19 protein-coding genes and 2 tRNA genes are annotated in these 24,180 nt (G+C 56.9%); 10 read left to right on the top strand and 11 right to left on the bottom strand.

Features of this window, described 5'->3' with window-relative positions; genetic code table 11:
• Window positions 1–105 precede the first annotated feature (105 nt).
• The gene (uvrA, locus tag LG204_RS00260; protein ID WP_230335391.1) at window positions 106–2,919 is read right to left on the bottom strand and encodes an excinuclease ABC subunit UvrA; all 2,814 of its coding nucleotides are present in this window, start codon (window positions 2,917–2,919) and stop codon (window positions 106–108) included.
• 227 nt (window positions 2,920–3,146) lie between these two features.
• Here uvrA and LG204_RS00255 point away from each other — a divergent pair, with 227 nt between their 5' ends.
• A complete protein-coding gene (locus LG204_RS00255) occupies window positions 3,147–4,523 on the top strand; it encodes an MFS transporter (RefSeq protein WP_230335390.1) in 1,377 nt (458 codons plus the stop codon).
• A gap of 2 nt (window positions 4,524–4,525) precedes the next feature.
• Complete coding sequence (locus LG204_RS00250; RefSeq protein WP_230335389.1) at window positions 4,526–5,023, top strand: single-stranded DNA-binding protein; 498 nt, start codon at window positions 4,526–4,528, stop codon at window positions 5,021–5,023.
• 65 nt (window positions 5,024–5,088) lie between these two features.
• On the opposite strand, the gene LG204_RS00245 is transcribed toward LG204_RS00250, so the two are convergent.
• From LG204_RS00245 to LG204_RS00215, 7 genes are all read right to left on the bottom strand, one after another.
• Window positions 5,089–5,454 carry a hypothetical protein gene (locus tag LG204_RS00245; RefSeq protein WP_230335388.1) on the bottom strand — a complete coding sequence of 122 codons (366 nt, stop codon included), beginning with the start codon at window positions 5,452–5,454 and terminating at the stop codon, window positions 5,089–5,091.
• Between the two features lie 11 nt (window positions 5,455–5,465).
• Window positions 5,466–5,933, bottom strand: coding sequence for a hypothetical protein (locus tag LG204_RS00240; RefSeq protein ID WP_230335387.1), 468 nt, complete (start codon window positions 5,931–5,933; stop codon window positions 5,466–5,468).
• A 190-nt stretch (window positions 5,934–6,123) separates the two neighbouring features.
• On the bottom strand, window positions 6,124–7,545 hold the full coding sequence (locus tag LG204_RS00235) for an efflux transporter outer membrane subunit (RefSeq protein WP_230335386.1): 1,422 nt from the start codon (window positions 7,543–7,545) through the stop codon (window positions 6,124–6,126).
• Complete coding sequence (locus LG204_RS00230; RefSeq protein ID WP_230335385.1) at window positions 7,542–10,751, bottom strand: efflux RND transporter permease subunit; 3,210 nt, start codon at window positions 10,749–10,751, stop codon at window positions 7,542–7,544. The genes LG204_RS00235 and LG204_RS00230 overlap by 4 nt, the downstream gene beginning before the upstream one ends.
• Window positions 10,752–10,786: 35 nt before the next feature.
• On the bottom strand, window positions 10,787–12,022 hold the full coding sequence (locus LG204_RS00225; protein WP_230335384.1) for an efflux RND transporter periplasmic adaptor subunit: 1,236 nt from the start codon (window positions 12,020–12,022) through the stop codon (window positions 10,787–10,789).
• A 70-nt stretch (window positions 12,023–12,092) separates the two neighbouring features.
• Window positions 12,093–12,899 carry an alpha/beta hydrolase gene (locus LG204_RS00220; RefSeq protein WP_230335383.1) on the bottom strand — a complete coding sequence of 269 codons (807 nt, stop codon included), beginning with the start codon at window positions 12,897–12,899 and terminating at the stop codon, window positions 12,093–12,095.
• A 43-nt stretch (window positions 12,900–12,942) separates the two neighbouring features.
• Window positions 12,943–13,698 (bottom strand): SDR family NAD(P)-dependent oxidoreductase, encoded by a 756-nt coding sequence (locus LG204_RS00215; protein WP_230335382.1) that lies wholly within the window; start codon window positions 13,696–13,698, stop codon window positions 12,943–12,945.
• A gap of 134 nt (window positions 13,699–13,832) precedes the next feature.
• Here LG204_RS00215 and LG204_RS00210 point away from each other — a divergent pair, with 134 nt between their 5' ends.
• The 3 genes from LG204_RS00210 to LG204_RS00200 all read left to right on the top strand — a co-directional run bounded on the left by LG204_RS00210 (window position 13,833) and on the right by LG204_RS00200 (window position 15,009).
• Window positions 13,833–14,777, top strand: coding sequence for a LysR family transcriptional regulator (locus LG204_RS00210; RefSeq protein ID WP_230335381.1), 945 nt, complete (start codon window positions 13,833–13,835; stop codon window positions 14,775–14,777).
• A gap of 65 nt (window positions 14,778–14,842) precedes the next feature.
• Window positions 14,843–14,918: transfer RNA gene (locus LG204_RS00205), tRNA-Val, on the top strand.
• 14 nt (window positions 14,919–14,932) lie between these two features.
• A tRNA-Asp gene (locus tag LG204_RS00200) sits at window positions 14,933–15,009 on the top strand.
• A 75-nt stretch (window positions 15,010–15,084) separates the two neighbouring features.
• On the opposite strand, the gene LG204_RS00195 is transcribed toward LG204_RS00200, so the two are convergent.
• Together LG204_RS00195 and LG204_RS00190 are read right to left on the bottom strand one after the other, a co-directional pair.
• Window positions 15,085–15,453 (bottom strand): MoaF-related domain-containing protein, encoded by a 369-nt coding sequence (locus tag LG204_RS00195; protein WP_230335380.1) that lies wholly within the window; start codon window positions 15,451–15,453, stop codon window positions 15,085–15,087.
• A gap of 106 nt (window positions 15,454–15,559) precedes the next feature.
• Window positions 15,560–16,006, bottom strand: a complete 447-nt coding sequence (locus tag LG204_RS00190; protein ID WP_230335379.1) for an SRPBCC family protein — start codon at window positions 16,004–16,006, stop codon at window positions 15,560–15,562.
• A gap of 194 nt (window positions 16,007–16,200) precedes the next feature.
• On the opposite strand from LG204_RS00190, the gene LG204_RS00185 reads away from it, so the two are divergent.
• Together LG204_RS00185 and LG204_RS00180 are read left to right on the top strand one after the other, a co-directional pair.
• Window positions 16,201–16,872, top strand: coding sequence for a response regulator transcription factor (locus LG204_RS00185; RefSeq protein WP_230335378.1), 672 nt, complete (start codon window positions 16,201–16,203; stop codon window positions 16,870–16,872).
• Entirely contained in the window at window positions 16,869–18,284 is a 1,416-nt protein-coding gene (locus tag LG204_RS00180; protein ID WP_230335377.1) for a sensor histidine kinase, read from the top strand. The genes LG204_RS00185 and LG204_RS00180 overlap by 4 nt, the downstream gene beginning before the upstream one ends.
• Window positions 18,285–18,356: 72 nt before the next feature.
• Here the strand turns inward: LG204_RS00180 and LG204_RS00175 are convergent, their stop codons facing one another.
• Window positions 18,357–21,128 carry an EAL domain-containing protein gene (locus tag LG204_RS00175; protein ID WP_230335376.1) on the bottom strand — a complete coding sequence of 924 codons (2,772 nt, stop codon included), beginning with the start codon at window positions 21,126–21,128 and terminating at the stop codon, window positions 18,357–18,359.
• Window positions 21,129–21,469: 341 nt separating this feature from the next.
• On the opposite strand from LG204_RS00175, the gene LG204_RS00170 reads away from it, so the two are divergent.
• From LG204_RS00170 to LG204_RS00160, 3 genes are read left to right on the top strand one after another with little or no spacing between them, the layout of a single operon-like run.
• On the top strand, window positions 21,470–22,585 hold the full coding sequence (locus LG204_RS00170; RefSeq protein WP_230335375.1) for an aminomethyltransferase family protein: 1,116 nt from the start codon (window positions 21,470–21,472) through the stop codon (window positions 22,583–22,585).
• Window positions 22,586–22,626: 41 nt separating this feature from the next.
• Window positions 22,627–23,226 carry a dimethylamine monooxygenase subunit DmmA family protein gene (locus tag LG204_RS00165; protein ID WP_230335374.1) on the top strand — a complete coding sequence of 200 codons (600 nt, stop codon included), beginning with the start codon at window positions 22,627–22,629 and terminating at the stop codon, window positions 23,224–23,226.
• Window positions 23,223–24,176: a PDR/VanB family oxidoreductase gene (locus LG204_RS00160; protein WP_230335373.1), complete on the top strand. Its 954-nt coding sequence runs from the start codon at window positions 23,223–23,225 to the stop codon at window positions 24,174–24,176. The genes LG204_RS00165 and LG204_RS00160 overlap by 4 nt, the downstream gene beginning before the upstream one ends.
• Window positions 24,177–24,180 lie beyond the last annotated feature (4 nt).

Below are 24,180 nucleotides of genomic sequence, written 5' to 3'. Positions count from 1 at the left end.
CGCATTTACGACCTGACTACGCCTTTTAAAGTCAGCGCCGTTTAAATCAGCGCTCTTCAAATCAGCCTCATGCAGCACAAGCCGCATGGGGCTGTTTCTTTGTGGCTAAAGGTAATCCTTGAGGTACTTGCCGGTATAGCTTTTTGCAATGGTGGCAACATGCTCGGGCGTACCCTCTGCCACTACCATGCCACCGCCATCCCCACCCTCGGGGCCCATGTCGATCAGCCAGTCTGCGGTTTTAATCACATCCAGGTTGTGCTCGATAATAACGATGGTATTGCCCGCATCGCGCAGGCGATGTATCACGTCCAGCAACAACTGAATATCCGCAAAGTGCAGACCAGTGGTCGGCTCATCCAGAATGTAAAGCGTGCGGCCAGTATCGCGTTTGGATAGCTCCAGTGCCAGCTTGACGCGCTGGGCTTCGCCACCGGAGAGTGTGGTGGCAGATTGCCCCAGCGTAATGTAGCCAAGGCCCACATCCAGCAGAGTCTGCAGCTTGCGAGCCACCACGGGCACTGCATCAAAGAAGGCACGGGCCTGCTCCACTGTCATGCCCAGCACTTCGTGGATGTTCTTGCCTTTGTACTGGATTTCCAGCGTTTCGCGGTTATAGCGTTGGCCCTTGCATACATCACAAGGCACGTACACATCTGGCAGAAAGTGCATTTCCACCCGCAGCACGCCATCGCCCTGACAGGCTTCGCAGCGCCCGCCTTTTACGTTGAACGAATAACGGCCTGGACCATAACCGCGTGCGCGGCTTTCCGGCACGCCGGCAAACAGATCGCGAATAGGCGTAAACAGGCCGGTGTAGGTGGCCGGGTTGGAACGCGGGGTACGGCCAATCGGGCTTTGGTCTACATCGACCACTTTGTCAAAAAACGCCAGCCCGTCAATCTCGGCAAATTCAGCAGGCTCGGTGGAGCTGCCATACAGATGCTTCGCCACCACGCGATACAGGGTGTCATTGACCAGAGTAGATTTGCCCGAACCAGACACGCCGGTGACGCAGGTGAGCAGGCCGACCGGTATTGCCAGGTCCACATCTTTCAGGTTATTGCCGGTGGCATGGGTCAGCTTGAGCCAGCGCTCCGGGTCAGGCTGATGGCGTTTCTTAGGAATGGCGATGGCTTTTTTGCCGCTGAGGTATTGGCCAGTCAGCGAGTTGGGATTGTCCTGGATTTCTTTCGGCGTGCCCGCCGCCACAATATGCCCGCCGTGCTCACCCGCGCCCGGGCCGATGTCGACCACATAATCCGCCGCCATGATCGCGTCCTCATCATGCTCTACCACGATCACGCTATTGCCGATGTCGCGCAGGCGCATCAGGGTTTCCAGCAGGCGGTCATTGTCGCGCTGGTGCAGGCCGATGGAAGGCTCATCCAGTACATACATCACGCCGGTGAGGCCGGAGCCTATCTGCGATGCCAGCCGGATACGCTGTGCTTCACCACCAGACAAGGTTTCTGCCGAGCGTGAGAGTGACAGGTATTCGAGGCCAACATTGGTCAGGAACTTGAGGCGGCTGCTGATCTCCTTGACGATCTTGTCGGCAATGGCCAGCTTCTGGCCGCTGAGTTCGAGCGTGTCAAAGAACACCAGCGCATGTTTCAGCGCGATTTCGCATACTTCATGAATATTGCGCCCACCGACCTTTACGTGGCGTGCCTCGCGACGCAGGCGGGTGCCGCTGCATTCCGGGCAGGCTTGCGAGTTGAGGTATTTTGCCAGCTCTTCGCGCACGGTCACCGAGTCGGTTTCGTGGTAGCGGCGCTGCAAGTTGTTCAGGATGCCTTCAAAGGCATGCGACTTCTGATAGACATTGCCGCGTTCGTTCAGGTACTTGAAGCTGATTTCTTCCTTGCCGCTGCCGTTCAGCAGAATATGCTGCACATGCGGGGGCAGCTCTTCAAAGGCGGTATCCAGATCAAAGCCATAATGCTGGCTCAGGGAAGACAGCAGCTGGAAGTAAAACTGGTTGCGCCTGTCCCACCCCTTGATGGCGCCGCTCGCTAGCGAAAGATGCGGGAAGGCGACCACGCGTTTGGGATCAAAAAAGCTGATCTGGCCCAAGCCATCGCACTTGGGGCAGGCGCCCATGGGGTTGTTGAATGAAAACAGGCGTGGCTCAAGCTCAGCCAGCGAGTAATCGCACACCGGGCAGGAGAATTTGGCCGAGAACAGATGTTCCTTGGCGGTATCCATTTCCAAGGCAATCGCCTTGCCTTCTGCCAGCCGCAAGGCGGTTTCAAAGGATTCGGCAATGCGCTGCTTCATGTCGGCGCGCACCTTCAGGCGGTCCACCACCACATCCACGCTGTGCTTGGTGGTTTTTGCCAGCTTGGGCACGGCGTCCAGCTCATAGGTCTCGCCATCCACCCGCACCCGTACAAAGCCCTGCGCCTTCAGCTCTTCAAACAGGTCTACCTGTTCGCCCTTGCGGTTGCTGACCACCGGCGCCAGGATCATGAGCTTGGTTTCTTCCGGCAAGGCCAGCACGCTATCCACCATCTGCGAGACGGTCTGCGCTTCCAGCTTGATGCCATGGTCCGGGCATTCCGGATCGCCTGCGCGTGCATACAGCAGACGCAGATAGTCATGAATTTCGGTCACGGTACCCACGGTGGAGCGCGGGTTGTGCGAGGTGGATTTCTGCTCAATCGAAATCGCGGGTGACAAGCCTTCGATCAGATCGACATCCGGTTTATCCATGCGCGCCAGAAACTGGCGGGCGTAGGCGGAGAGTGACTCCACATACCGGCGTTGCCCTTCGGCATACAGGGTGTCGAATGCCAATGAGGATTTGCCGGAACCGGAAAGCCCGGTGATGACGATCATCTTGTTGCGTGGCAGGTCGAGTGAAACGTTTTTCAGGTTATGCGTGCGAGCGCCGCGTATCCGTATGTATTCCATGCAAATCCAATCACCTAATCAAATCCGTGAAAATCCGCAGCCGAAGAGGCTTTCCTAATGGTGGACTAATGTTTGTGCAGGCCATGGCTGTTGATGTATTCGGCCTGGCTGGTCTGCCCCCAGGCGCTTATATTCGGCGGCCATCAAAATAGCCCAAGTGAATCTAGGGCTGAGTGGAGGCAACCTGTTAATATACGCAATTTTCGGTCCCAACCCAATCTATTTCCATGTCATCTAATGAACGTATGTCCGCTCAGGAGTTGCGCGCCAGCATGAGCCTGGCATCCATCTATGGATTGCGCATGCTGGGTATGTTTTTGATCCTGCCGATTTTCGCTATTTATGCCGAAACCCTGCCTGGGGGCGATAGCCATCTGATGATCGGTCTGGCGCTGGGCGCCTACGGTTTGACGCAAGCGATATTCCAGCTGCCGTTTGGCATGGCCTCTGACCACTTCGGCCGCAAAAAAGTCATTTATGCCGGCTTGATCCTGTTCGTCATCGGCAGCCTGGTGGCAGGCTTTGCGCATGACCTCACCACCGTCATTATTGGTCGTGCGATTCAGGGCGCCGGAGCGGTTTCTGCCGCCGTTACTGCCCTGGTGGCCGATCTCACGCGTGAAGAGCACCGCACCAAAGCCATGGCGATGATAGGCGGCACCATAGGCGTGACATTTGCCGCCTCGCTGGTGCTGGGGCCCGCGCTTAACCAGTGGATAGGCGTGCCCGGCATTTTCCTGCTCACTGGTGCGCTTGCCGCGCTGGCGATTCTGGATGTGAAATTCATGGTGCCTGACCCTATCGTCAGCCGCTTTCACTCCGACGCCGAAGCGTCGACCTCCAAGCTGCGCGATGTCCTCAAGAACCCTCAACTCCTGCGCCTCAATTACGGCATTTTTGCCCTGCATGCGGCGCAGATGGCGATGTTTGTAGTCGTCCCCTTTGCCATCAAGCAAAGCAGCGGCATGGGCGAAAACGACCATTGGCAGATTTACCTGCCGGTAGTGCTGGTGGGCTTTATCCTCATGATCCCCGCCATTATTTATGGCGAGAAACGCGCCAAGCTCAAGCAAGTGTTTGTTTCCGCCATTGGTCTGATGCTGGTTGCCCAACTCATGCTGGCAAACTCCATCAGCCACTTCTGGGGCATCGTCGCATCGCTCGCGCTCTACTTCATTGCCTTTAACGTGCTTGAAGCCACGCTGCCATCCATCATTTCCAAAATTGCGCCTGCTGCATCCAAAGGCACTGCCATCGGTGTTTACAATACCTCGCAATCCTTCGGGGTGTTTCTCGGCGGTGTGATGGGCGGCTATTTATCGCACTACCATGGCTTTGCCGCGGTCTTCATTTTCTGTAGTGTGCTGATGGGCCTTTGGTTAATTTTTGCCTTGAGTATGACAAGCCCGCCCGCAGTTAAGAGTAAAATGTACCATTTACGCGATATGAGTTCAGCGGATGCGCAGCAGCTTTCCACCCGCCTGGCCGCCGTCAGTGGCGTGCGCGAAGTGGTAGTGTTGCCGGACGAAAGCATGCTCATGCTCAAGGTCGATCTGCAACACGCATTCGATGAAGCTGAAGTTTTAAGATTAATAGGGGATTAACCATGGCATCTGTGAACAAAGTCATTCTGGTCGGCAATCTGGGGCGTGACCCCGAAATGCGCTACATGCCATCCGGCGACGCGCTGGCATCCTTCAGCATTGCCACCACCGACAGCTGGAAAGACAAAAACGGTCAGAAACAGGAGCGCACCGAGTGGCACCGCATCTCCATGTTTGGCAAGCAAGCCGAAATCGCCGGCGAGTACCTGAAAAAAGGCTCCAGCGTGTATATCGAAGGCCGTTTGCAAACCCGCAAATGGCAGGATAAAGAAGGCAACGAACGCCAGACCACCGAAGTGGTTGCCGACCGCATGCAAATGCTCGGCGCCCGCAGCGGCGGCGGCAACGCCTACGAAGTCATGGACGAAGACCAGTCCGCTTCGTACCAGCCACGTCAATCTGCCGCCCCAGCCCAAGCCCGTCCGGCGCCAGCAGCCGCTACATCCAAGCCAGCAGGTGGTTCAGGCTTTGATGATTTTGATGACGATATTCCGTTCTAAGCAAACACGGCAATAAAAAAGCCCGCATGCATGCGGGCTTTTTTATTGCCTGAAAGCTACTCAGCTTATTTTTTATCCGTGGCTTGCCTCGCCAGAGCAACGCTTAGCGCCTCACTCAGGGTTTGATCTGGCTGGCGCCTAAACTCGGTAATAAATCCCCAGTAAATCAGTTGATTATTTTCAAAAGCCAAAAAATATTGATCTATCTGAACGCCACTGTTGAGTAAATATTGATGAAAAAGTATGGATCTTCCGTTGAGGTCTACCAGTTGAGTGTATCTGGGAGATTGTTTCAACTGATCAATCGTGGTTGTCGGAGACATTCCTTTGTTCAAAAAGGAGAGTTGCTGATGGTAAAGTTGTGGGCCGATGCATCCACATAATCCCAGGATGATGACGGCAACAAGCAAGCGCAATTTTGAAAAGTGCATGGCTGATTCCCTTATTTTTTAGTTTGCGCGGCTAATTGCTCTTTCAGTCGGGGCATCAACCCACTTATCTTCTCATCAGGATCTTTGCTTAGTTCCTCTAAAGTACCCCAAGCAAGCAGATTTTTTTGAGGTAGTTCTTGAAGAATGGCGTACTCAGCGAATACAGGAACTTCCATCGGAATAACCATGCACGCAGGAGTGCAGAGCGTCATCATTTCAGTCCTGGTGCCTGTCTGCAAATTGAATGTACGGACGTAGTAGCGGTTATTTTCTTGTTGAAACTCAAATTGTTGCTGGGGGGTAGCGTTTGCAATGGCAGAGTCAACCTCTGTAGAGTTTGCCGTTCTGGATAAGGAAGACAGCTGAGCTCTTTGTAGAGGGGTAGTGCCGGCGCATGCCGTTAGGCCAAGAATGAAGGCAGCAAGTGCTGCCTTTTGCAGATAGTGATTCACAGTTTCCCCTTTAAATAATGTTTTCATGAATGACATGCTGCTCTATGACAGCTATGTACCAAAATATCTTACATTGGAATCAAATATTCTGACATATCAAGTCTGCTTGGATTGAGTTGATCTGCAGAGAAGTGTGAAAAATATAAAGTAATGCCCAAGAACTCGTTATAAGAAGTTCCTGGGCATCCTGTGCGGCAGATTATTCGTGGATACTAGATCACGACTGCGGCTTATCTTCCAACCATCCCCCACCCAGTGCCCGTATCAAGCCCACGGATGTCAGCATCCTGAGCCCGGCGGTCTGCACTTCAGCGCGTTGCACGGAGAGGCTGGTGCGTTGCGCGTCGATCACTTCAAAATAACTGGCAGAGCCGTTTTTGTAGCGGGTGTTGGCGAGGCGCTCGGCGATGCTGGCGGAGGCGATGGCCTGGCGCTGGTAGTCGATCTGCCGGTCCAGCGTGCGCAGGCCGCTCAGGTTGTTTTCCACTTCCTGAAAGCCGACGAGCACTTGTTGCCGGTAGTTGGCAACTTCGCGTTCATAGACGGCATCGGCGCGCGACAGGTTGGCCTTGTTACGGCCGCCATCGAGGATGGGCAGCGTGAGCGCGGTGCCGACCAGCGGGCCGAGCAGCCAGCTGCGGCTGGACCATTTGAACAGTTCATGCAGTTCGTTCGACTCGTAACCACCGGTGCCGGTGAGCACCAGCCGTGGGAAGAACGCGGCCTTGGCAGCACCCACGCGGGCGCTGGCGGCGGCGAGCGCCCGTTGCGCCTGGGCAATGTCCGGGCGACGCTCCAGCAGTTGTGATGGCAGGCCAACCGGCACCCGCACCACGCTGAGCTGCAAGGGCGCTGCGGCCAGAGTGAATTCAGCCGGGGTTTTGCCCAGCAGGATGGCGAGCGCGTGGTCTTGCTGGGCGCGGTTGCGCACGACCGACTCCTGCTCGGCCTGCACGGTGGCCAGCTCGGTTTTGGCCTTGGCGAGGTCAAGCTCACCGATATCCCCCAGGTCAAAGCGCCGTTGCACCATGCGCAGCTCTTCCTGACGCAGGTCTATGGTCTTGCGCAGAATCTCCAGCTCCGAATCCAGTGCGCGCAGCGTGAAATATTGCTGGGCAATGTCGGCTTGCAGCGCCAGCAATACCGAGCGATAGGCGGCCTCCTGGCCTTGCGCATCCAGACGGGCGGCGCGGCTCTGGTCAGACAGGCGGCCGATCAGGTCCACCTCATACGAGGCATTTACCTGCGCGCGCCACTCGGTATTGGCCGATGTATCCGGATCGCGCTGGCGGGTGGGGCCCACGCCGCCATTCAGCTGGAACTTGCGGTCAGCATCGACCACGCCAGCATTGGCGCGGGCTTCTTTCACCCGGGCCAGGGCGATGGCCAGCGTTGGGCTGCTTTCAGTGGCCGCTTCAATCAGATTATTCAGCTCGGTATCGTTAAACACCGTCCACCAGGCGCCACGGTCAATGTGGTCGGCCGGGTTGCCTGCTTGCCAGGCACCATCCAGTTGCGCGGTTTCGCGATACTGGCCGGGCAGTTGCAGGTTGATCTGCTCCGGCGGCTTGGCGGTGGAGCATCCGGCCAGCACCAGCGCTGTCGCCAGCAAGCTGAGTTTCAGGCTGTGCTTGTTCATTCTTGGTTTCCTTTCTCAAATGCGGGTGCTGGCTCAATGGCAGGGGCGGCAGCGTGATGCGCATGGCCGATGTCCTGGCATTTGGTCACCATGGTACGAATCAGTACGTAGAACACAGGGGTGAGGAAGAGGCCGAATACGGTCACGCCTATCATCCCGGCAAACACGGCTATCCCCATGGCATGGCGCATTTCCGAGCCCGCGCCAGTGGATACCACCAGCGGTATCACGCCCGCAATAAACGCGATGGAGGTCATGAGGATGGGGCGCAAGCGCAGGCGGGCGGCTTCAATGGCGGCTGCATAAATCTTGCGGCCTTCCAGCTCCAGCTCACGGGCAAACTCCACAATCAGGATGGCGTTCTTGCACGCAAGGCCGACCAGCACCACCAGACTCACCTGGGTGAAGATATTGTTATCGCCATTGGTCAGCCACACGCCAAAGATGGCAGACAGCAGGCCCATGGGTACAATCAATAACACCGCCAGCGGCAAGGTCAGGCTCTCATACTGCGCAGACAGCACCAGGAACACCAGCAGGATGGACAGTGGCAGGATCACGAACAGCGTGTTGCCGGCAATCTTTTCCTGATAGGTCAGTTCCGTCCACTCAAAGCCGATGCCACGTGGCAGGGTTTCAGCGGCAATGCGTTCCACCGCGGCCTGTGCCTCGCCTGTGCTATAGCCTGGCGCAGCACCGCCATTCACGTCAGCCGACGGGAAGCCGTTGTAACGCATGGCGCGGTCTGGGCCGTAGCTTTGCGTCATCTTCAGCACCGAAGCCAATGGCACCATGTCGCCCTGTGCATTGCGGGTCTTGAGCAGGCCAATGTCTTCCGCATGGGCCCGGAAAGGCGCATCTGCCTGCACACGCACCTGGTAGGTACGGCCAAACTTGTTGAAGTCATTGACGTACAGCGAGCCCAGGTAAATCTGCAGCGTGTCGAACACTTCCGGGATGGAAACGCCGAGTTGCTGCGCATGCGTGCGGTCTACATCGGCATACAGTTGTGGCACATTGATCTGGAAGCTGGAGAACATGCCGGCCAGCTCAGGCGCCTTGCGGGCTTTTTCCATAAAGGCCTGCAGGGCATCGTTGAGCGCCACATTGCCCAGCGCACCACGGTCCTGGATCTGGAACTTGAAGCCGCCTATGGTGCCCAGACCTTGTACCGGTGGTGGCGGGAACACGGCAATAAACGCGCCCTGGATGCTGGCATATTGCTGGTTCAGCTGCTGGGCAATGGCAAAGCCGGACTGGTCCGCGCCCTTGCGCTCATCAAACGGTTTCAGCGTGGCAAACACAATGCCGGAGTTGGGGCTGTTGGTGAACCCGTTGATCGACAAGCCAGGGAAGGCTACGGCGGATTCCACGCCGGGATGCTTGAGCGCAATCTCGCTCATCTGACGAATCACATCTTCGGTGCGATCCAGCGAAGCAGCATCGGGCAATTGCGCAAAGCTCACCAGGTATTGCTTGTCCTGCGCCGGAATAAAGCCGGTAGGCACCAGGTGAATCAGCAGCATGGTGGAGCCGATCAGCGCGCCATACAGCACCAGCATGACGCTCTTGTGGCGCAATACGCCGGTGACGCCATTGCCGTATTTTTCAGAGCCGCGATGGAACACGCGATTGAAGCGTACAAAGAACCAGCCGAACAAGCGATCAATTGTGCGTTGGAAGGCATCTTTCTTTTCGTCATGGCGCTTCAGCAGTAACGAAGCCAGAGCGGGCGAGAGCGTCAGCGAGTTGAATGCCGAAATCACGGTAGAGATGGCGATGGTCAGCGCAAACTGCTTGAAGAACTGGCCGGTCAGTCCGCTGACGAATGCCAATGGTACGAATACCGCAGACAGCGTCAGCGCAATGGCGACAATCGGGCCAGACACTTCACGCATGGCGCGATAGGTGGCTTCCTTGGCCGAGAGGCCGCGCTCGATATTACGCTCCACGTTTTCGACTACCACGATGGCATCATCCACCACGATACCAATCGCCAGCACCAGCCCGAACAGGCTGAGCGTATTGATGGAGAAGCCCAGGCCCATCATCACGGCAAAGGTACCGATGACCGACACCGGCACCGCGAGCAACGGGATGATGGAAGCGCGCCAGGTTTGCAGGAAGATAATCACCACCAGCACCACCAAGCCGACGGCGATCAGCAGCGTTTCGGTCACGGCGTGAATGGATGCACGAACGAACTGCGTGGGGTCATACACGATGTGGTATTCAAGACCTTCGGGCATGTCCTCTTGCAGCTCGGCCATGGTTTTGCGCACGTTTTCCGAAATCTGCAGGGCATTGGAGCCAGGTGCCTGGAAGATAGGGATGGCAACAGCCGATTTGTTATCCAGCAGCGAGCGCAGGGCATACTCACTGGCGCCCAGCTCAACGCGCGCCACATCGCTCAGGCGCGTGACCACGCCATCGGGCGAGGTGCGGATGACGATATTCTCAAACTCTTCTTCGGTGTTGAGTCGGCCGCGCGCATTCACCGAGATCTGATAATCGGTACCGGGCAGCGATGGGGATGCGCCGATCACACCGGCAGCTACGTCCACATTCTGCTGACGGATGGCGGTGACCACATCATTTGCGGTGAGCTTGCGCTCGGCCACCTTGCGCGGGTCCAGCCAGATGCGCATGGAGTAATCGCCTGCGCCAAACAGCTGCACCTGACCTACGCCTTCAATCCGCGCCAATCTATCTTTCACGTTCAGCAGGGCGTAATTGCGCAGGTAGGTCATGTCGTAGCGACCATTGGGCGACAGCAAATGCACGACCATGGTGAGGTCGGGCGAGCTTTTCACCGTGGTCACACCCAGTCGCTGCACTTCTTCCGGCAAGCGAGGCAAGGCCTGGTTGACGCGGTTTTGTACCAGCTGCTGGGCCAAGTCGGGCGAGGTGCCGAGCTTGAAGGTAATGGTCAGCGTCATCAGACCATCAGAGGTGGCTTGCGATGCCATGTACAGCATGCCCTCCACACCATTGATCTGCTCTTCAATTGGCGCTGCCACGGTTTCCGCGATGGTCTGCGGATTGGCGCCGGGGAACTGGGCCTTGACGATGACGGATGGCGGCACGACTTCGGGGTATTCTGAAATCGGCAGGTTGAACATGGAGATCAAGCCGCCGATAAAAATAAGAACGGACAGCACGCCGGCAAAGATCGGCCTGTCCACAAAAAATCTGGATATATTCACGTTACATTCTCCCTGTACTGGTCAGTGGTGCCGACTCAGATGCGGATTTTCTTGGCAGCCGCGCGGGTGGGCGCGGGCACGAGACTGGCCGACTTCGCCGCTGGCGCAGCAGGCGATTCGGCAACGGGCGTGGGCGCCACAACATCGTTCGGGCGTACGCGCTGCAAGCCGTTGACGATGATGCGTTCACCGGCATTCAGGCCTTCACGTACGATACGCATGCCTTCCACCATGGGGCCGATCTTGATCGGGCGATAGTTGGCCTTGTTGTCGGCATCCACCACCATCACGAATTTCTTGTCCTGATCGGTGCCGATGGCTTTGTCGTCAATCAGCAGGGCGGCCTTTTCGCCACCGCCGCCGGTGCGCACGCGGGCATACATGCCGGGCGTCAGCGCGCCATCCTGGTTATCCAGCACGGCACGCACACGGATGGTGCCCGAGGCGGTATCCAGGCGATTGTCGAACGAGCGGATCTGGCCTTGATGCGGGTAGCCGGTTTCGCTGGCAAGGCCAATAGCGACGGGAATGCGCTCGCTATTGGAGTTGTTGCCAGCCCCATGGGCCAGATAACGACCGTAGGTTTGCTCATCCACTTCAAAATTCACATACATGGGCGATACGGACACCAGCGTGGTCAACGCGGGGGAATTGCCAGTAGGGCCGACCAGATTGCCCACGGTGATTTCAGCGCGCGACACGCGACCGCTCACCGGTGCGGTAATGGCGGTGTATTGCAGGTTGAGGCGTGCAGTCATCACGGCGGCTTCGGCGGCTTTCAGGCGCGCATTGGCCACCAGATAGGTGTTGTTGCGCTCATCCAGTTCACGTTGAGCCACGGCGCGGTCTTCTATCAGGCGGCGGGTACGTTCCTGCTCGGTGCGGGCCAGCTCAAGTGCCGCCTCGGCACTGGCCTTGTCGGCTTCGGCGCGGGCGAGTTCCGCCTGGAAAGGGCGTGGGTCTATGGTGAACAGCAGGTCGTCCTTTTTCACCAGTTGGCCATCGCGGAAGTGAATGACATCAATGGTGCCGGTCACGCGCGGGCGTATCTCCACATACTCCACAGCCTCTACGCGGCCAGAGAATTCATCCCATTCGATGACGGATTTTTCAATGACGGTGGCAACCGTCACCGGGGCGGGGGCAGCAGCGGTGGCTGCAGGTCGGGCGGCCTGGCTGTTGTGCGAAACAATGCCTGCCGTGCCGATGAGCGCGACGCCCAGAGCCAGCCATATCAGTTTGCGGTTAAAGCGGGGGGATGCTGTGTTCATGTGTAACTCCCTGTTTTTGAAAATGGTGAATTCGTGAAACTTGAGGTGGCGCTTGGCTGGCGTGCGCTGGCTATGCCATCTCGGTAATAAATTGGGTCAGCAGTTGCGTCACCTCGTGAAACCCCTGGCAGCGCGGGCTGGCGAGGCTGTCTTTCTCTTTGTTGCAGGACATGCGGCGCACCTTGACCGAAACGCCTGCCGCGATGAGGCGCGAGGCATAGAGCTCGGCTTCATCGCGCAAGGGGTCGTTGTCGGCAGTGAGGATCAAGGCCGGGGATAGCTCTGCCAGACGTTTTGAATGCAAAGGTGCGGCATAAGGGTGCAAGGCATCGCTCGCCACAGGCAGGTAGTCAGCCCAGGCCTTGCGGCATGGGCAATCTTCGGCAGCGCGCATGGAGAGGGTGGACTGGCCCGGGTCCAGCATGGGGTTGATCAGTATTTGTCCCTTGAGATGGTTGCCGCGGCCCAGGCCACGGTCACGCGCCATCATGGCCACCACGGCGGCCAGGTTGCCACCCGCCTGATCCCCCGCGACAAACAGCTGCTTGGGGTCTGCGCCCAGTTTCTTTGCCTGCTTGTGCACCCATTGCGTGGCGTCAAATGCCACTTCCACGGTGTCAGGGAAGTGCAGTTGCGGTGCCAGCGGGTAATCCACGCAGACCACAACGCAATCGTCGGCCAGCATGCGTGCCAGTCCAGCGGCATCTTCCACCGTGCCACAGTTGAACAGGCCGCCGTGAAAGTACACGATCACCGGTTTGGCAAGTTCGTGCTTGCCATGGCCAAAGACCTGGACACCGACCAGGCGGTCGGTATGCGGAGAGATAAAACTGGTGCTCCACGGCAGGCTTTGCTGATGATCGGGTACGGGTTTCATGGACGGCTGTTCCTGAAGGTTGGCGATGGGGTTGTCGGCGGGTTTAACGCAAGCCGCCGGAGATAAACAGTGGTTCGCCAGTGATCCAGGCCGCGTCATCGGATGCCAGGAAAAGTGCAGCCGGGGCAATATCCTGCACCTGGCCAATACGGCCTAGCGGGGTCTGGCTTTCAATGTGGGCGCGGAATTCGCCTTCGGCAAAACCAACGCTATGCAGGCCTTCGGTTTCCACCATGCCGGGGTTGATGGCGTTGACGCGTATTTTGCGTGGGCCCAGTTCCTTGGAAAGCGAGCGGGTAACGGCATCCACTGCTGCCTTGGTGGCGCTGTAGACGGCGCCTTGTGCCGGAGCAAATGTGCTGGAGACTACTGAGCTGACATTGATGACGCTGCCGCCGTTTTCACCAAAATGCTTGGCGGCTTCCTGGGTTGTGAGGATGAGGCCCAGCACATTCAGGTTGAACTGCTTGTGGAAGTGTTCTTCGGTGATGGCTTCCAGTGGAGAGAACTCGTAAATGCCGGCATTGTTGACCAGAATGTCCACTTTGCCGTAAGCCTTGATGGCTTCGGCAAACAAGCGCTGAATATCCGCCTGCTTGGCGACATCGGCTTGAACGGCAATCGCTTTGCCACCTGCGGAGGTAATCTCGGCTACGACTTGCTCGGCACCAGCCTTGCTGGATGCGTAGTTGACGACAACCGCAGCACCTTCGGCGGCATACAGCTTGGCAATGCCAGCCCCTATGCCTTTTGATGCGCCGGTAATCACTGCTACCTTGTTGATCAGTTTGTCTGCCATGATGAAGCTCCTTGAAGTTTGAAAAATTGAAGACTGAAAAGTGTTAGTCGCACTTTATATTGAGCATAAATCAAGATAAATAGGCTAAAATCAGAATCACTGTGCAAAAAATCAGGACAATCTAGGGGTAAGCAATGGCAATGGACAGATTTGAGGCGATGCAAGCCTTTACGCGTGTGGTGGAGCTGGCAAGTTTTACCAAGGCGGCATTGTCGCTGAATCTTCCCAAAACCACGGTTTCAGCCCAGGTGCAGGGCCTGGAAAACCGGCTGGGTGTAAAATTACTCAACCGCACCACGCGCCATGTCAGCATTACTACCGACGGTGCCGCCTATTACGAGCGTGCGGTGGCATTGCTGAATGAACTGGAAGAAACCGAAGCCGCCCTGCGCCAGGCAACATCTCGCCCCAGCGGGCGCTTGCGGGTGGATGTGCCGGGCTCTATCGGGCGGCGCATCCTGATCCCGGCGCTGGCGGATTTTACGGAAAAATACCCCGACATCATCCTTGAAATGGGCTGTAATGATCGCCCGGTGGATCTGCTGGAAGAGGGGGTTGATTGCGTGATTCGTGGTGGCGATCCCCTAGATCAATCGCTGGTGGCAAGACGCGTTGCCTCATTGCGCTTTGTTACTTGTGCAACGCCAGACTATCTGCGCAAACATGGCATACCCATGCAGCCGCGCGATCTGGAACGCCATACTGGCATCCATTATTTCTCATCTAAAACCGGCAAGGTCTTCGAGTTTGATTTTGAAGGCGAGGGCCAGCGATATGAGGTGTCCAGTCACCGTAAAATGCTGTTCAATGACGGCGATGCTTGCCTGGCGGCCTGTCTGGCAGGCTTGGGCGTTTTTCAGGCGGCGACCTTCATGGTGCAGGAGCACATTGCCAGTGGCGAGCTGCAAGTGGTGCTGGGCACCCATTTATCGGAAAACCTGCCCCTGTATGTGCTCTATCCGCAAAACCGCCACCTCTCATCCAAGGTGCGCGCTTTCATCGATTGGACCGCTGCGCTGTTTGAAACCAGCGACTTGGTACAAACGCGCACCACCTTGCCTGGCGGGGCCTCAAGATAAAGCTTGCACGTTGTACTTGGCAAACGGCCCGGCCTTGTGTAATATGCGGGCCTTCGTGAGGAAACGGGTGCTTAGCTCAGTTGGTAGAGCGTCGCCCTTACAAGGCGAATGTCGGCGGTTCGACCCCGTCAGCACCCACCAAATCCTTAACGAATGGAGTGGTAGTTCAGTTGGTTAGAATACCGGCCTGTCACGCCGGGGGTCGCGGGTTCGAGCCCCGTCCACTCCGCCAATACCAAAAAGCCCGTTGATTTAGTTCAACGGGCTTTTTTCATGTCTGTCAGGCCTTCATGCTAATGGGATAAGGTTACTTTTCCCGAACAATCTTGCCTGAGAGAACATAGCGTTCTTTGCCATCAATAATGGTGGAGTACACCTTCATGTTTTTCAGGTCGATCACCTGAGTCACGTTGATGCCTGTCTTCTCGCGCCATGTGGCAAAGTAGATATTGTCATCTACCTTGATGCGCTCAGGTTTTTCGGTTCCATGCGCACCTTTTTCCGAGCCTGCGATGCACTTCCACACCATGGATTTGGCATCATTTACCGTTACCCGGTAAACATTTCCGCCTTCATATTGATAAAGAAACTGTCCCTGATACGCTTTTGATGCCTGCGCGTGCAAGGGTAAAGACGAAAGTAACAAGCTGGTGATCAATAACGGTATGTGTTTCATGTAAAAGGCCTGATGTATTTCTGGCGGACTCACAATGCGTCTGCACAGAGGGGGAATCGATGCTTAATCAAAAGCGGATGTGAGTATTATCCCTGAGGTGGCCTTGCTATCCTGGGATATCCGGCTCTACCAGCGTGGCAAGCTGGGCTAAAGATTCCTGCCATCCGAGGTAACAACTTTCGACGGGGATCGTAGCAGGAATGCCCGTTTGCTGGATGGCGATGTCCGTGCCACATGAGACCACGGTCAGGGTGACGGTGACTTCCAGCACGCCAGGCAGGTTGGGATCATCAAAGCGGTCGGTGTAGCGCAGTTTTGCATCGGGGATAAGCTCCAGGTATTCGCCGCTGAAGGCATGCTCGCTTCCCGAGCTGAAGTTGGTGAATGCCATGCGGAAGCTGCCACCTGTTTTGGCTTCCAGATGATGAACCTTGCAAGTGAAACCGTAGGGTGGCAACCACTTTGCCAGGGCTTCTGCATTCAGAAAAGCGTGATACACCCGCTGTGGTGGCGCGCGAAATACGCGATGCAAATTTACGGTACCTGTTGTCATGAGACTTACTCCTTTCACTGCATGAATATGAAAGAACAGCCAGTTTAGCGCAGGCCGGCAGGCGAGGAAAATACGAATATGCCCACCACTGCTGAGGCTGAGTTCGGGTGGTTCGAGTGTTAAGATAGGTTAATGTAAGCCGACTGTAAGTCGGCGGAAATACGCTTTTGGTTTATTTTGGCAGGGGAATCGTCATGCGGGTTTTGCTAGTGGAAGACGACGCCGTACTCGGTGATGCCATACATCGCTCGCTGATCAAGTCCGGGTATGCGGTGGATTGGACGCAGGACGGGCAGCAGGCTGATGTGGCGTTGCATGAACAGGTTTACGATGCCGTGGTGCTGGACCTGGGCCTGCCGCGCATGGATGGCCTGGAGGTGCTGCGGCGCCTGCGTCAGCGCAAGCAATTGGTGCCCGTGGTGATTCTTTCGGCGCGCGAGGGGCTGGATGACCGTGTGCATGGACTGGATCTGGGTGCGGACGATTACCTGACCAAACCTTTCAAATTGCCGGAGCTTGAAGCGCGGCTGCGTGCGCAGATACGTCGCAGTCATCAGGTAGTGACGTCGCATATCGATTTCGGCCCCATGCGCTTTGATAGCACGGACAGGACAGTGACGGTGAATGGTGCCCTGGTGGAATTTTCGCAGCGGGAGCTGAGCGTGCTAGAAGCGCTGATTCTGCGCAGCGGGCGCGTGGTCAGCAAGGAAGCACTGGTGGAAAATCTCTGCAATTGGGATGTGGATGTCGGCAACAATGCCATTGAGGTGTATGTGCACCGCTTGCGCAAGAAACTGGAGCCCTACGGCATCATGATACGTACCGTGCGCGGCCTGGGATATCTCCTGGAAAAACAGCAGGCATGAAATCGCGCTTTTCTGTACGGCGGCAGCTGCTCAAATGGTTGTTACTGCCATTGCTGATCTTGATTGCGGTTGATTCCACCATCCTTTATCGCATCTCGCTGCACTTCCTGCGCAAGGCGTTCGACCATGCGCTATATGAAACCGCTTACGATGTCTCGCAGATACTTATTCAGGATCGCCTCAACAACGCCCAGCTGGAGCTGAAGCCGGAAGTGCGCGACATGCTGCTCTCCAGCCAGCAGGATGTCATGTATTACAGCGTGTACGATCAGCAAGGCCATTTCATGGGGGGCGATCACGCGCTCCCTTATCTCAAGCCGCTGAGCGGGCAGCACAAAACCTTGTATTACGGCGCGGGCCAAGTGAGTGGACACGATGTGCGCGTCGTCTCCATGCCGGTGGTGATCGCGACGGAAGAAGGCAATGCGCCGGTACGCATTCAGGTGGCAGAGACGCGCAATCAGCGCCAGCATCTGGCCAGCCAGATATTGCTGGGGATACTGATTCCACAATTGCTGCTACTGCTGGTGGCGGTGTTGCTCATGTGGTTTGGTATTGGCCGCGGCTTGCGTCCCCTGTGGGATCTGCACGCCGCCCTTGCCCAGCGCACTCCGCGCGACCTCAGCCCCGTGCAACTGACCCAGGTGCCTGAGGAGGTCAGCATGCTGGTCGAGTCCATCAATCAGCTCATGCAGCAGGTGCAACGCCTGCTGGAATCGCAAAACCGTTTTATTGCCGATGCCGCGCACCAGCTGCGTACGCCGCTGGCAGGTGTCATGGCACAGACTGAACTTGCGCAATATGAAACCAACCCCGATGCCTTGCAAAAAAGCCTGGGCAATATCGCCATCAGCACCGAGCGTCTGGTGCACATGGTCAATCAGCTCCTGATACTGGCGCGTGCCGAGCCCGAGGTGATGCAGGCAATCCAGATGCATGTGCTGGATTTGCGCGCCCTGGCGCAGCATGTGACCGGTGACCTGATATCCCTGGCCTTGCCCAGGAATATTGATCTGGGATTTGAGAGTGAGCTTGCGCATGCCTGGGTATTGGGCGATGCCACCAGTCTGGAAGAGATGCTATCGAATCTGGTGGATAACGCCATACGCTATAGCGACGAAGGCGGCCGTGTGACGGTGAGCTTGCTGCGCGATGGAGAAAGCTTTGTGTTGAGCGTCGAAGATGATGGTCCGGGCATTCCCGAGGATGAGCGCGAAAAGGTATTCGAGCGCTTTCACCGGGTGATTGGTACCAAGCAGCCGGGTAGTGGGCTGGGGCTGGCCATTGTGCTGGAGATTGCCCAGGTGCATGGTGCCACGATACAGATGCAGGATGCCACGCCAGAAGGCGGGCTGCGCATTTCATTGCGCTTTGCTGATCATGGCGCCGATGCGCCCGTTATCACTGGCTGAGATACTTGTCGGGATAATCTGGCCAACACGGGATCAGGCTGTCGTGCCGATACGCATGGTGGCAGATATGCGTTAGAAGTGTTCGAAGGTCTGCACCACATCCCGCTCAAACTCATCGGCGGGTACGGGTTTGCTGAACAGGTAACCCTGATAGGCATCGCAGCCATAGTTATCCAGAAACTCGCGCTGGCTCAGCGTTTCCACGCCTTCCGCAATCACCTGCAGATTCAGGCTCTTGCCCAGCGCAATAATGGTGCGGGCAATCACTGCATCGTTGGGGTCGGTGAGCACATCGCGTACAAACGACTGGTCAATTTTGAGCTGATCCAGCGGCAGCAATTTGAGGTAGGACAGCGACGAATAACCGATGCCAAAGTCGTCAATTGAAAAGCCAACGCCAAGATTTTTCAGCTCGGTCATTTTGGCGATCACATCCTCAATATTGTTCACCATCAGGCTTTCGGTGAGTTCCAGCTTGAGACGTTTCGGGTTGGCGCCAGTGACATTCAGCACCTCGACAATCTGATCGACAAAATCCATCTGGCGCAGCTGTTTGGCGCTGACATTCACCGCCAGGGTCAACTTGGAGGTGAGCGGCTGCTGTGCCCAGTTAACCAATTGCTTGCAGGCCGCGTACATGACCCAGTTACCCACGCTCACAATCAGGCCGCTGTCTTCCGCCAATGGGATAAAGGTGCTGGGCGGTATCATGCCGCGCCGGGGATTACGCCAGCGCAGTAGGGCTTCGGCCCCGAGCAGGCGTCCCTGGTTATCGACCTGGGGTTGATAGCACAAGAAGAATTCGTCATTGCGCAGCCCATTGCGCAGATCTTCTTCCATCTCAACCCGGTCGGCGATAAGCGCTTGCATTTCAGGATCAAAAAAGCGGATGACATTGCGGCCAGCGGCCTTGGACTGGTACATCGCCAGATCGGCGCGCTTCAGGATTTCATCCACGGTCGTGGGCTGCTGATCAAACAGGGTGACGCCTATGCTGGCGCTGGTGTGATGCTCATAGCCACTGAACTGGAAGGGATGGGCAAAGCTGATCAGGATTTTTTCGCTGACCAGACGCGCCTGGGCGGCGGCTTCCTGGTGATTGCCGCTCAGCTCATGCAGCAGCACCACAAACTCGTCGCCGCCAAAGCGCGCCACGGTGTCGCTTTCGCGCAGGCAACCGGCAATGCGCATGGCGACCTGTTGCAGCAGCATGTCACCCAGGTCATGGCCCATGGTGTCGTTCAGGGTTTTGAAGTTATCCAGATCAATAAACAGCACCGCCCCCGACTTGCTGGTGCGTGCGGAGTAGGCCAGGGTATGTTCCAGCCGGTCTATGAAGAGCTGGCGGTTGGGCAGGCTGGTCAGGGAATCATAAAACGCCAGATGCTGAATGCGGCTTTCGGCCACTTTCTGCGCGCTGATGTCCTGAATCGCGCCTTCCAGGCGGGTGATGTTGCCGTGCTGGTCAACCACTGACTGGCCAATGATGCGCACCCACAAGAGCTTGTCCTTGCAGGTGAGGATGGGCAGCTCTTCGTCGAAACTTGCGCCATGCTGTATGCATTCCTCTAGAGCCTGCACAATGCGGCTACGCCACTCTTCTGGATAAAACGCCAGGGCACTTTCCATCGTCGGCACAAAGTCGGGCGGGCACTCGTGAATATCCAGCACCTCTTCTGACCAGTAGATGTTTTTTTCTGGCAGGCTCAGCACCCAGCTGCCCACGCGCGCCATGCGGCTGGATATCTTGAGGTAGGCTTCGGTCTGTTCGCGACGGGCGATTTCTGCATGTAATGCCTCGGTACGCATGCGCACCTGACGGCGCATCTGCACATTCCACAAAATCACCAGCATCACGCAAAGCAGCAAGGCCGCAATGCCAAACGCAATCCAACGAGTATTGAGGCTGTTGGGGGTGGTGGAGTAGTGGTAGATGAACTTGCGTGGCTGGTAGTTATCGGGTGCGAGCTTCAAGCGCGTCAGCAGCTGGGCGATGTGGCTCCAGCGCTCGGTATTCATGTGGCCCATATCGACGATATCGGGCATGACCAGCGGACGCATGCTTTTGGCTTCTGCCAGCAGTGAGTCCCTGGTGGCCCCACTCTGTTTTACGCCAGGCAATCGCAGGATGAGGTCGGCAATTTCCTCGGGGTTGTCAAAGGCATAACGCCAGCCTTTGAGCGTTGCTTTCAGGAAAGCATCAGCCCGGTCCGGGTGCGAATCGACTTCGCTGCGTGAGGTGAACAGGGTATCCCCATAAAAATCCACGTCGTAATCAGTCGTACTGATGATGGCGGGCTCTACGCCACGCGCACGCAAGCGGTAGGGTTCGTTGGTGGAGTAGGCAGCTATCGCATCGACCTTGCCGTTGATCAGGTCATCGAGCTGCCCGGTGTGGGTAACAAAATGCACGTTCGCAGGGTCCAGCCCGGCTTTCAGCATCATGGCATCAAACTGCACGGCGCTGAGGTCATGTTTCATCATGACCGATTTGCCCATGAGATCAGCCAGGCGGCGAATATTGCTGTCTTCGCGGCTGACGATAATGAAGGGGGAGTGCTGGAAGATGGCCGCCATGGCGACGATCGGCTTGCCATGCATATGGGCCAGCAGTAGATCGGCATCGCTGATGCCGTATTGCACCGTGCCATTCAGCACGGCATCCAGTGCCGGTTTGCCGGGGCCGCCTTCGATGATATTGACGTCCAGCCCGGCGTCTTTGTAAAACCCTTTGGCCTGGGCGGCGTAGTAGCCTGCAAACTGAAATTGATGATGCCATTTGAGCTGCAGGTTGACCTTGTTGGTGTCAGCCCATGCCGTCTGGGCAAAAAGGCAGGCAAGCACTGCCAGTTTTGTGCACCAGAAGAGCCTTGTAGTTATATCCAACGCGGACGTTCGGAAGTTCATTGGCGCGGCAAAACCCATCGATATGTCATGATTATTCTGAGCGCGAAATGGGCATGAGGCCAGACCGATATTCGCGCATACTATTCGCGAATATATAGAATTAATGCGAAGAATTAAAGTGTTTTCATTGGCTTGTTCAAGCTTTTGCATCTAAAAACTTAGATTTCTTATGCGTACTTCTTTGGTAGTACCCCTTCAAGAGAATTTTGGTCCCCCGGTGATTTGGCTATCGTGATGCCAAGTTCAACACCGCATCAAATTTTAAAGGGGACATCCACATGGCAAGAAATTCCATCCTGAATGAACGACATCGCGCACTCGGCTCCAAGCTCGATGGCGATACCTGGAACGATATGCCGATTCCGTGGAGCTACAATACCAGCGTGCATGACGAAGTCGTGGCCGTGCGCAGCAAAGCGGGTTTGTATGATGTATCGGCACTGAACATCGTCAAGGTCAGCGGCGCGGATGCCGAAGCCGTGATCGACCAGCTGGTGGCGCGCGATATCACCCGGCTCGAGCCCGGCTGTTCATTGCTGGCCGCCGAAGTCGATGAAACCGGCGCGCTGTGTGACGACATCATGGTGATTCGCGACTCGGCCACCGATTTCCGTCTCTCGCATGGCAGCGGTAAAACCCCCGAGCAACTCAAGCTGTTGTCTGCTGGTAAAAACATCAAGATCGAGCCTGATCTGGATATACATATTCTCTCGCTGCAAGGCCCTTTATCGCTGGCTATCCTGGCACCGCACCTCAGCTTTGATCTGGCAGGCCTGCCTTATTTCCGCCATGTGCCCACTGTGCTGTTTGGCAAAAACATCATCATCGCCCGTGGCGGTTACTCCGGCGAGCGTGGCTATGAGGTTTACTGTACCGCCGCCGATGCCGTCTTCTTGTGGGACAAGATTCTCGAGGTCGGTGCCCCTTTCGGTGCCATTGCCGCCTCCTGGAATTCGCTGGAGCTGACCCGCATTGAAGCCGCCTTGCTGTTCTTTCCGTTTGAAATGCCGGAAGGCGATACCACACCGTGGGAAGTCAACATGGGTTGGGGCGTGGACCTCGACAAGAAGGGGGATTACATCGGCAAGGCCGCCGTACTCAAGCTGAAAGGCCGCGAGCGTGTGCGCCATGTCGGCCTCGTCTGTCGCAGCGCATCGGCTATGGAAGCCGGCGCCAAGCTGTTCAAGGATGGCAAGGAAATCGGCGTGATCACCAGTGCCAGTTACAGCCGCTACCTCATGCTCTCGCTCGCCATGGCGCATGTGAAACCAGAACTCTCAGCCATCGGCACCACGCTGGAAGTGCACAACAGTAGCGGTGTAAGCAAAGCCCACATCGCGCCTACGCCGTTTTACGACCCCTTGCGTTTGCGCACCCATCCCGAAGGCGCGTAGGTCAGCAGGATCAGGTTAAGCAGTTTAAGAGGACATTTAAGATGGAACGCGGTTACTGGATACGCAGCAAGCCGGTCTATACGGCCCTACTCTGGAACGATAAAGCCACGGCGCATGCCGTGCTGGCAGAAGGCGAAGGCGGGCTTGCCGTACTCAAGCTTTTTCAGCAGGCATTGCCCGAGCAGCCGATCACGGTGTTTTACAGCCCGGCAGGCGCTGACAAGGATTACCTGCCAGCCTTGCAGGCAGCAGTAGATGCCGATCTGCGTGTGTTTGAGACAACGGCCGATCTGATGGCTGCCTGGGCAAGCTATCTGGCCGAAGCCCGCATGGGTTTGCGCATTTACACCACAGGCATCGAGAAATTCATGTGGGATGTGGCCGAGACGGCCGCTTCCTTCGGCATTCTCAATCAAGACGTCATGAAAGAGTTGACCGGCTCACTGGCGCGGTCGGTGTACTGCGTGCATTGCAAGTCGCTCACGCATGAAGTCACCAGCAATATCGCCACCTGCGGCGGCTGCGGCCGCAAGCTGTTTGTGCGCGACCACTTTTCGCGGCGCATGGGCGCCTACATGGGGCTGATGGTGGATGCCGAAAACCCCGGCGAAGTGCCCCAGATCGAGGAGATTTATCCATGAGTCAGTTACAGGTCAAAGTGGCCTCCATTCAGGACGTCAGCGCTGGCGTGCGTCACTTCACGCTGGTGGATGCTAGTGGCGGCGAGCTGCCCGCCTTTTCTGGCGGCAGTCATATTGTCGTCACCATGCCTGCGCCCGGCCGCACCTATCGCAATGCCTATTCGCTGCTGAGTTCGCCGGAAGACCGCGCGCATTACGAGATTGCCGTACACCGCCAACCACAGTCGCGCGGTGGCTCCATCTACATGCACGAAGCGGTCAAGGTCGGCAGCGTGCTTGATATTAGCTATCCGGTGAATCTGTTTGCCTTGTCACGCGTGGCCAAGCATCACCTGCTGATTGCTGGTGGCATCGGCATTACGCCGTTCATGGCGCAGATTCATGATCTTGAGCGTCTGGGCGGCGATTACAGCCTCCACTATGGTTTTCGCTCACGCGAGCATGCGGCGTTTGCCGATGCCCTCAAGGGGCGCGTCAGCCAGCGGGCGGTGTGCTATGACGAAAGCCTGGGCCAGCGCATGGATTTTGACGCCCTGTTGCGCGCCCAGCCGCTGGGTACCCACGTCTATGCCTGCGGCCCGCAAGGCATGGTCGAAGCGCTGGTGGCGACAGCACGCGCGCTCGGCTGGCCCGAGCACCACATCCATAGCGAGCAATTCCTGGCCCCACCGGTGGGTGAGCCATTCACGCTCAAACTCAGCAAGTCCGAACTGGAAATTACCGTGCAAGGCGACATGAGCATGCTGGAAGCCCTGGAGGCCGCTGGCGTGGATGCGCCTTCGCTATGCCGTGGTGGCGCCTGTGGCCGCTGCGAGCTGGAGGTGCTGGGCACCGATGGGCAGTTGCAACACCACGATCACTACCTGAGCGACGCCGACAAGGCTAGCGGCCGCAAGATCATGCCCTGTGTGTCACGGGCCAAATGCGGTTATCTGGAACTCAACCTTTGAGGAA

The sequence above is a fragment of the Methylovorus menthalis genome (assembly GCF_020523625.1).
Classification (GTDB): domain Bacteria; phylum Pseudomonadota; class Gammaproteobacteria; order Burkholderiales; family Methylophilaceae; genus Methylovorus; species Methylovorus menthalis.
Note: the sequence above shows the minus strand (reverse complement) of the source record. Positions and strands in the feature narration are given on the sequence as shown.

Bases quoted from the DNA above. Each gene is read 5' to 3' on its own strand.
- LG204_RS00255 (WP_230335390.1), top strand. From the start codon at position 3,147: ATGTCATCTAATGAACGTATGTCCGCTCAGGAGTTGCGCGCCAGCATG.
- LG204_RS00160 (WP_230335373.1), top strand. From the start codon at position 23,223: ATGAGTCAGTTACAGGTCAAAGTGGCCTCCATTCAGGACGTCAGCGCT.
- LG204_RS00235 (WP_230335386.1), bottom strand. From the start codon at position 7,545: ATGAACAAGCACAGCCTGAAACTCAGCTTGCTGGCGACAGCGCTGGTG.
- LG204_RS00185 (WP_230335378.1), top strand. From the start codon at position 16,201: ATGCGGGTTTTGCTAGTGGAAGACGACGCCGTACTCGGTGATGCCATA.
- LG204_RS00165 (WP_230335374.1), top strand. From the start codon at position 22,627: ATGGAACGCGGTTACTGGATACGCAGCAAGCCGGTCTATACGGCCCTA.
- LG204_RS00190 (WP_230335379.1), bottom strand. From the start codon at position 16,006: ATGACAACAGGTACCGTAAATTTGCATCGCGTATTTCGCGCGCCACCA.
- LG204_RS00220 (WP_230335383.1), bottom strand. From the start codon at position 12,899: ATGAAACCCGTACCCGATCATCAGCAAAGCCTGCCGTGGAGCACCAGT.
- LG204_RS00210 (WP_230335381.1), top strand. From the start codon at position 13,833: ATGGCAATGGACAGATTTGAGGCGATGCAAGCCTTTACGCGTGTGGTG.
- uvrA (WP_230335391.1), bottom strand. From the start codon at position 2,919: ATGGAATACATACGGATACGCGGCGCTCGCACGCATAACCTGAAAAAC.
- LG204_RS00180 (WP_230335377.1), top strand. From the start codon at position 16,869: ATGAAATCGCGCTTTTCTGTACGGCGGCAGCTGCTCAAATGGTTGTTA.
- LG204_RS00240 (WP_230335387.1), bottom strand. From the start codon at position 5,933: ATGAAAACATTATTTAAAGGGGAAACTGTGAATCACTATCTGCAAAAG.
- LG204_RS00245 (WP_230335388.1), bottom strand. From the start codon at position 5,454: ATGCACTTTTCAAAATTGCGCTTGCTTGTTGCCGTCATCATCCTGGGA.
- LG204_RS00225 (WP_230335384.1), bottom strand. From the start codon at position 12,022: ATGAACACAGCATCCCCCCGCTTTAACCGCAAACTGATATGGCTGGCT.
- LG204_RS00250 (WP_230335389.1), top strand. From the start codon at position 4,526: ATGGCATCTGTGAACAAAGTCATTCTGGTCGGCAATCTGGGGCGTGAC.
- LG204_RS00170 (WP_230335375.1), top strand. From the start codon at position 21,470: ATGGCAAGAAATTCCATCCTGAATGAACGACATCGCGCACTCGGCTCC.
- LG204_RS00215 (WP_230335382.1), bottom strand. From the start codon at position 13,698: ATGGCAGACAAACTGATCAACAAGGTAGCAGTGATTACCGGCGCATCA.
- LG204_RS00195 (WP_230335380.1), bottom strand. From the start codon at position 15,453: ATGAAACACATACCGTTATTGATCACCAGCTTGTTACTTTCGTCTTTA.